This is a genomic window from Ruegeria sp. BA2 (assembly GCF_056539605.1).
In genome coordinates this window covers 41,657-48,766 of record NZ_JBQFVE010000021.1, presented here as the reverse complement: position 1 = coordinate 48,766, position 7,110 = coordinate 41,657, and the positions used below count along the sequence as shown (strand labels likewise).

Below are 7,110 nucleotides of genomic sequence, written 5' to 3'. Positions count from 1 at the left end.
AATCATGAACTGACTTTCGGCTGAATTACACCGGCCGCTATTCACTCTCTACGTTCTTGAGCGTCAATGGCAAAAAGTTTGCAACAGATCCGCTTCCAATATTGAGCGGGATCGGCAGTAGTAAACACCCCGGAGTTGTAGAACAACCTGTACCGATTGTCTTATGCAGAGTTTAGCAGAATTGAGGCTAATCGCTCCACCTAGCAACCGCTCTGCAGAGTTTAGTGTGAAAAATGAAGCTGGTGAAGGCAAGAAGCCTAGCTATTCATTCGACCTGGCTTTCCTAACGGTACTTCCGGGAATGAGCCGAAATCCGACGTCCTTTGTGGACTTTGTCGGTTCACTGCTGATCTGTGCCAAAACCATCTCGGCGGCGATCTGGCCAATTCTGAGGTGAGGGACCGCGATTGATGTCAGCCGATAGGGTTGTATCGCCGAAATTGGTAGGTCGCCCCATCCTGCGATGCCGATGTCGCTGGGGACGCTCAGGCCGATTTTCTGAGCGTATTGCAGCCCGCCGATTGCCATATTGTCATTTTGATAAAATACGACTTCGACATCGCGATGGGCCGCGAGCAATTGTTCGGTGCCGTAAAACCCGGTGTAAAAACCTGGCGTGTCTTTAAGAAGAAGCTGTTTTTCAAGTCGCCCGTTTGCGTCTTCAATTGCTTTCGAGAATCCATTGAGTCGCGCGGTTGCTGCATTTGCCACATCATGAGATGTGCCGACATAGCCGAACTTTTGATACTCCATCCCGGCCAGATAACGGCCCATGCTGTAACCACTGTCAAAATGGTTCAGCCCAACGCACATATCCAAAGGGCTTGAGTTGAAGTCCCAGATTTCGACCAGGGGAATTCCAGCGCCGCGCAGCATCTGAATGGCTTTCTGGCTGTGGGAGCGGCCCGTGATGATCAGCCCAGCAGGCTGCCAGGACAGGACAGTTTCTATCCATTTTTCTTCGTGGTCGATTTCATGCTCGGTCAGTCCCAGCACGGTTTGATGGCCGAACGCACCAAGCTTGCGGTCGATGCCTTCCAGTACCTGGGCGAAGATTTCATTACCAAGTTCGGGAATGCTGACACCGACAAAAGTGGACTTCTTGTCGCCCGCAAAAACGGTCGCCAAGCGATTCGGCAGGTAGCCCAACCTATCCACTTCGGCCATAACCTTGGCACGCGTATTTTCCGAAAACCCGCCTTCATCGCGCAAGACTCGACTTGCGGTCATCTTGGAAACGCCCGCAGCCTTTGCCACTTCCGCGAGGCTCACCTTATTGTTTTTACTTAATTTATCGGGGTTACTGCTCATTTACGTTACGGGTAACTCTTTTTTGTTGACAATAGGCTGACCTGTGCGAATGCTAGCGTAACGTTACGGGTAACTCAATACGGTGTTGAGGAGCATTGGGGTTTCCTAGGTCAGGGAGGAGGCAGCTGTGCCTAGCACTGCGCAAAACAATTTATTCTTCGACGGGATAAAGAAGCATTTTGGAGGCACTTATGCGTTGCGCGACGTGTCGCTGAATGTCGAACGCGGTGAGATTGTCGCCCTGCTGGGTGAAAACGGGGCAGGCAAATCAACCCTCATCAAAATCCTTGGCGGCATACACAAGGCTGACGAAGGTCGGGTTCTGATCAATGGCGAACCCTACGAGCATCGCCCGGGCGGATTCGGCGAGCGCCAGTCAGTTGCCTTTATCCACCAGGACTTGGGCATGATCGAATGGATGACGGTGGCCGAAAACATCGCGCTGGCACTTGGCTATTCCCGGAAAAGCGGGCTGATCAACTGGAAGTCCGTCGACAGCTTTGCGCAGGAAGCCTTGGATAAGGTGGGATGTGAATTCGATCCGACCACGCGGGTGCAGGACTTATCACGCACCGAAAAATCTCTGGTCGCAATTGCGCGCGCGTTGGCTGTGGATTGCGACTATCTGGTTCTGGATGAGCCAACGGCGTCGCTGCCCGCAGATGAGGTTGAGAGATTGTTTGAGGCGCTGCGTCCTTTGAAGGAACAGGGCGTCGGCATGATCTATGTGTCTCACCGGCTGGATGAGATTTTTCAGATTGCCGACCGGGTGGCTGTTCTGCGAGACGGCGAGATGGTGGGTCTACGCAGCATTGACCATACGACGCCGGAAGAGCTGGTTTATATGATTGTCGGTCGCAAGACACGGCAGGTGATGAAGCCGGACGTCCCGCCGGGCGATACGCTGCTTGGGGTGTCCGGATTGAATATGGAAGCGGCGCATAATGTCAGCTTTCAACTGAAAACCAATGAGATCGTCGGTCTTGTAGGGCTACGCGGCGCTGGGCACGAGAACGTATCGCGTGCGCTGTTCGGGTCGGAAGGGTTTAGCGGCCGGATAACCCTACATGGTGAAACGCCTGATCTGAGCTCTCCGCAAACTGCTATGGCGTCCGGGATCGGTTTGGTGGCGCGTGACAGAACCGAAGAATCTGTCGCTATGTCCCTGACGATCCGTGAGAATACATTCCTCAATCCCGCGGCTATAGGGCGGTCGTTGCTGTCCTTCATGAGCCATCGGGTTGAAACGGAAAGTGCGGCGCGTATTGGTGCGGATGTGGCTCTGTCTCCAAACGATCAGAGCATGGCGATCGAAAGCCTTTCGGGTGGGAATCAGCAAAAGGTTGTCATCGGGCGTTGGCTTGAAACCAAACGCAAGCTTTTGATTTGTGAAGACCCGACAGCCGGAGTGGATGTTGGTGCCAAGGCAGAAATCTACGCCCTGCTGAACCGTGCCATGGAGGACGGAGTTGGCATCATTGTCGTCTCGACAGACTTTGAGGAAGTCGCGGCCATCTGTCATCGCGCCATTGTCTTCAGTCAGGGGCAGATCGTACGCGAGCTGACCGGCACTGAACTGACTACTGAAAACCTGATACAGGCTGCCTCGGCGTCGAACGCCGTGGCGAGTTAAGGAATACGACTATGCAATCGCTTGAATCCAACGCTCTGGAACCCACCAAGGCCGAGTTGAAAGGTGCATCGGTCAAAACACGAATCCTGCGGTTTCTGCCGGTTTATGGTCTGGTCCTGCTGACGGGCTTTCTGATCATCCTGTTTTCAATCCTTCTGCCTAACACGTTTCCAACGCTTCTGAACCTGCGGGCGATTATCTCGGACAAGGCTATCATAGCTTTGCTGTCATTGGGGGCGATGATCCCAATGGCCGCGGGTCGTATCGACCTGACGGTCGGGTACGGGATCGTGCTGTGGCATATTCTGGCGATCTCATTGCAGACAATCTATGGCATCCCGTGGCCTATCGCGGTGGCTATCGTCCTGTCGCTGGGTCTGCTGACGGGTTTCCTGAACGGATTGCTGGTCGAGGTTGCCAAGATCGACAGCTTCATCGCCACCTTGGGGACGGGTACGGTGCTATATGCGCTGGCGCTGTGGCACACAGGTGGGCGTCAGATGGTCGGGGCATTGCCTGACAGCTTTTATGCGATCAACGGCACCTTTGTCTTCGGCCTGCCAATCACCGGGTTCTATGTGCTGGCTATCACTGTCGTGATGTGGCTGATCCTGGAGTACACGCCGATTGGCCGGTATCTCTATGCGATAGGTGCAAACCAGCGCGCCGCGCAGCTGAACGGTATTCCGACGCGAAAATTCGTCATTGGTTCGTTCATGTCATCAGGACTGATCACCGCCTTTGCGGGCGTGTTGCTGGCGTCGAAACTGCGGATCGGGCAAGCCTCGGTCGGTCTTGAATTCCTGTTACCTGCTTTGGTCGGAGCCTTCCTTGGGTCCACGACCATCAAGCCGGGACGCGTGAATGTTTGGGGAACAGTCGTGGGTGTCGCGATCCTGGCTGTTGGTATCTCGGGCATTCAGCAATTCGGTGGATCCTTTTGGGTCGAGCCGATGTTCAACGGTGTCACGCTGCTGATCGCAATCGGTATTGCCGGTTACGCCCAGCGTCGCAAAGGCGCCAATAAGTAAACGGCATAAGGGAGGAGATTATGCTGAAACGGACTTTCATGGCAGTATCCGCTGCCGCGCTGCTCACCGGTTTGGGTGTGCCTGTCACTGCCGAGACGGCGTTCGACGGACCCACCAGTGGCCCTAAGGCTGCCGAAGGCAAATCCATCGTCGTCGTTGCCGGGGACCTTAAAAATGGCGGTATTCTCGGGGTGACCAATGGGGTCGAAGAGGCTGTTGGGACAATTGGCTGGTACGTGCGCGTGTTGGACGGTGCCGGTTCCATTCAGGGTCGGACCGGGGCGATTGGTCAAGCGCTGGCATTGCAGCCGGATGGGATCATCATCAACGGCTTTGACGCTGTTGAACAACAGGCTGCTCTGGAAGGTGTTGTCAGCGCAGGTATTCCGATGGTTGCGTGGCACTCGGGTCCCAAGATCGGCTGCGACGCACCGGGCGGTATCTTTGCAAATGTCTCAACTGACGCCATGACGGTATCCGAAGTGGCAGCCGAATGGGCGATGGAAGACGGTGGAGACGGCGTAGGCGCAATCATCTTCACCGACTCGACCTATCAGATCGCCATCGACAAGGCAGACCGGATCAAGGAAACCATCGAAGCTGCAGGCGGCACTGTGCTGGAATATGTCGACACCCCAATCGCCGATACTTCGGCGCGCATGGGGCCGCTGACCACCAGCCTGCTGCAGAAATATGGTGACCAGTGGACACATGCTCTGGCGATCAACGATCTGTATTTCGACTTCATGGGCCCGGCACTGGCAGCAGCGGGTATCTCATCCGAAGACGGCCCGCAGGCGGGGTCCGCCGGTGACGGGTCCGAGGCCGCGTTCCAGCGGATCCGCAGCGGGAACTATCAGACCATCACCGTAGCCGAGCCGCTGAATCTGCAGGGCTGGCAGTTGGTCGATGAGCTGAACCGCGCCATGCAGGGGGAGGCCTGTTCGGGCTATATCACATCGCCCGCGTTGGTGACCGAGGAAGGTCTGGCCATGCTGGGAGACACCAACCAGTTCGACCCGGACAGCCCGTATCGCGAAGCCTACGCGAAGCTCTGGGGCAAGTAACCAATTAGGCGGCCTTTGCCGGGTTCGGCCGGGGTCGCCACCTAAGACAGATGATACGGCAATAAGCGAGCTGAACGGTCCTTTGACCGCCATGGCGGAGCTTTGCGCAAAGGAGGAAACCATGAGCGATCAGCCATTGGTTCAAATGCAAGGAATAACCAAACGCTTTGGCGGGGTGACCGCGCTGCAGGATGTAGACCTGACAGCCTATGCGGGTGAGGTGCTCGCCATCGTTGGGGATAACGGGGCCGGCAAGTCCACCCTGATCAAAATCCTGACCGGGGTGTATCAACCGACTGAAGGTCATATCCTGATGGATGGAAAGCCGCTGGAAATGGCCAGTCACTCGGATGCGATCGCAAATGGGATCGACGCTGTATACCAGACGCTGGCCCTTGCCGATCATCTGTCACCAGCCGCCAACATGTTTCTGGGCAATGAGCTGACCAAAAATGTGCTTGGCATTCCGTTTCTGGATAACAAGCGCATGAAATCCGAGGCCGCGCGGGTTCTGGAGGAACGCCTCGGTGTCCGGCTGCGGTCAATGGATGTGATGACCGAGAGCCTCTCGGGCGGTCAGCGGCAGGCCGTTGCGATTTCCCGCGCGGTCTATCACGAAGACCTGCGCCTGCTGGTGATGGACGAACCGACGGCCGCTTTGGGCCCGCAGGAAACGGCGCGGACGCTGAAACTGATCAAGTCCCTGCGTGAGCAGGGGCTGGCGGTGATCCTGATTTCACACTCGTTGGATGACGTGTTCGAAGTGGCTGACCGGGTGCATGTGCAACGCCGGGGTCGCGCCGTTGGCGTCGTCAAAACTGCGGAAAGTTCCGTACAAGATGTCCTGGGCCTGATCGTCGGCGCCCAGGATGCGGCTGCGTGAAGGAGAACGACATGTCCGCAACCACCACAAATCCGGATCAGAGAACTATCATGGACCGGCTCGAGCCTTATCTGGCGTTCATTGGCCCCATGGTGATGATCCTGGCCATCCTTATCTTTATGGGCATCGCCGAACCGGCGCGATATTTCCGCCTTACCAACCTGAACCTGATCCTTTTGGATGCCGCGCTTTATATGCCGATGGCGATGGCGATGACTTTCGTCATTACGCAGCGCGGAATTGACCTGTCGATTGGCTCGATAGCGGCCCTGTCCGCGATCTTGATGGCCTTTCTGGTTAAGCAATATGGTTTCCCGGCTTGGGTGGCCGTACCTTTGGCCATTGTTCTTGGCGCGCTTATGGGGCTGATCAACGGCTTGGTTATCACCCGGTTCAAGGTGCCGGACCTGATTGGCACATTGGCTATGGACCTTGTTTATCGCGGTTTGGCGCTGGTGATAGCCAAAGGGCTGGTCTTGGCCCGTTTCCCCGAGCTGATCACCGAAATTGGCCGTGGCCAGATCCCCGGTTTCATTCCGGTTCCGGTCGTGCTGGGCCTGATCACCATGGCCATTGGTTATGTCGTGCTGACCCGCACCTATTTCGGGCGCTACACGATTGCCATCGGCTCGAACCCCGAAGCCAGTGAAATGACCGGAGTGGCCGTCGACCGCCACAAAATCTATGCCTATGTGCTGATGGGTGCCGCAGCGGCAATGGCGGGTGTCATGCTGACCGGTAAGCTGAACGCCATTCAGGCGACTTCGGCCCCGTATTTCAACCTGCATGTTATTGCGGCTGTTGTTGTCGGCGGGACCTCACTGTTTGGCGGGCGCGCTTCGATGCTGGGCTCTCTGGCCGGCGTGTTGCTGCTGTCGATGATGATCAACGCACTGGTGACCCTGCGCATTGAGTTTTTCTGGCAATCCGTCGCCTCCGGCGTGGTGATCGTCAGCTCGGTCGCGCTCTACACTTGGATGCAAAAGAAAGACCGTGACGGAGCCCGCAGCCTGCTGGATGGGCTGCGCACTAAAGAAGCGCAGAAACTGATCCGTTTCTCCGCCGCGCTGATCGGCGCAATGATCCTGTTGCTGGCCCTCGGGGCGGGACTGGCAACCGAGCCTGCGCCAAGCGGCTAAGGCAAAAAAATGGTGCGCCGGGAGGTAGGAGTCCCGACGCACCTGC

At 56.5% G+C, this 7,110-nt stretch carries 6 protein-coding genes; 5 read left to right on the top strand and 1 reads right to left on the bottom strand.

Going from position 1 to position 7,110, the window contains the following annotated elements; all coding sequences use genetic code 11:
• Positions 1 to 261: 261 nt before the first annotated feature.
• A complete protein-coding gene (locus ACR0NN_RS24130; protein ID WP_170727830.1) occupies positions 262 to 1,311 on the bottom strand; it encodes a LacI family DNA-binding transcriptional regulator in 1,050 nt (349 codons plus the stop codon).
• Positions 1,312 to 1,438: 127 nt separating this feature from the next.
• Between ACR0NN_RS24130 and ACR0NN_RS24125 the strand changes: the two genes are divergently transcribed.
• The 5 genes from ACR0NN_RS24125 (at position 1,439) to ACR0NN_RS24105 (ending at position 7,064) form a co-directional block, all read left to right on the top strand.
• Positions 1,439 to 2,944: a sugar ABC transporter ATP-binding protein gene (locus ACR0NN_RS24125; protein ID WP_170727832.1), complete on the top strand. Its 1,506-nt coding sequence runs from the start codon at positions 1,439 to 1,441 to the stop codon at positions 2,942 to 2,944.
• 11 nt (positions 2,945 to 2,955) lie between these two features.
• A complete protein-coding gene (locus ACR0NN_RS24120) occupies positions 2,956 to 3,975 on the top strand; it encodes an ABC transporter permease (RefSeq protein WP_170727835.1) in 1,020 nt (339 codons plus the stop codon).
• A 20-nt stretch (positions 3,976 to 3,995) separates the two neighbouring features.
• Positions 3,996 to 5,042, top strand: coding sequence for a substrate-binding domain-containing protein (locus ACR0NN_RS24115; protein WP_480685744.1), 1,047 nt, complete (start codon positions 3,996 to 3,998; stop codon positions 5,040 to 5,042).
• Positions 5,043 to 5,163: 121 nt separating this feature from the next.
• Positions 5,164 to 5,925 carry an ATP-binding cassette domain-containing protein gene (locus ACR0NN_RS24110; RefSeq protein WP_480685743.1) on the top strand — a complete coding sequence of 254 codons (762 nt, stop codon included), beginning with the start codon at positions 5,164 to 5,166 and terminating at the stop codon, positions 5,923 to 5,925.
• An 11-nt stretch (positions 5,926 to 5,936) separates the two neighbouring features.
• The gene (locus ACR0NN_RS24105; RefSeq protein ID WP_170727844.1) at positions 5,937 to 7,064 is read left to right on the top strand and encodes an ABC transporter permease; all 1,128 of its coding nucleotides are present in this window, start codon (positions 5,937 to 5,939) and stop codon (positions 7,062 to 7,064) included.
• Positions 7,065 to 7,110 lie beyond the last annotated feature (46 nt).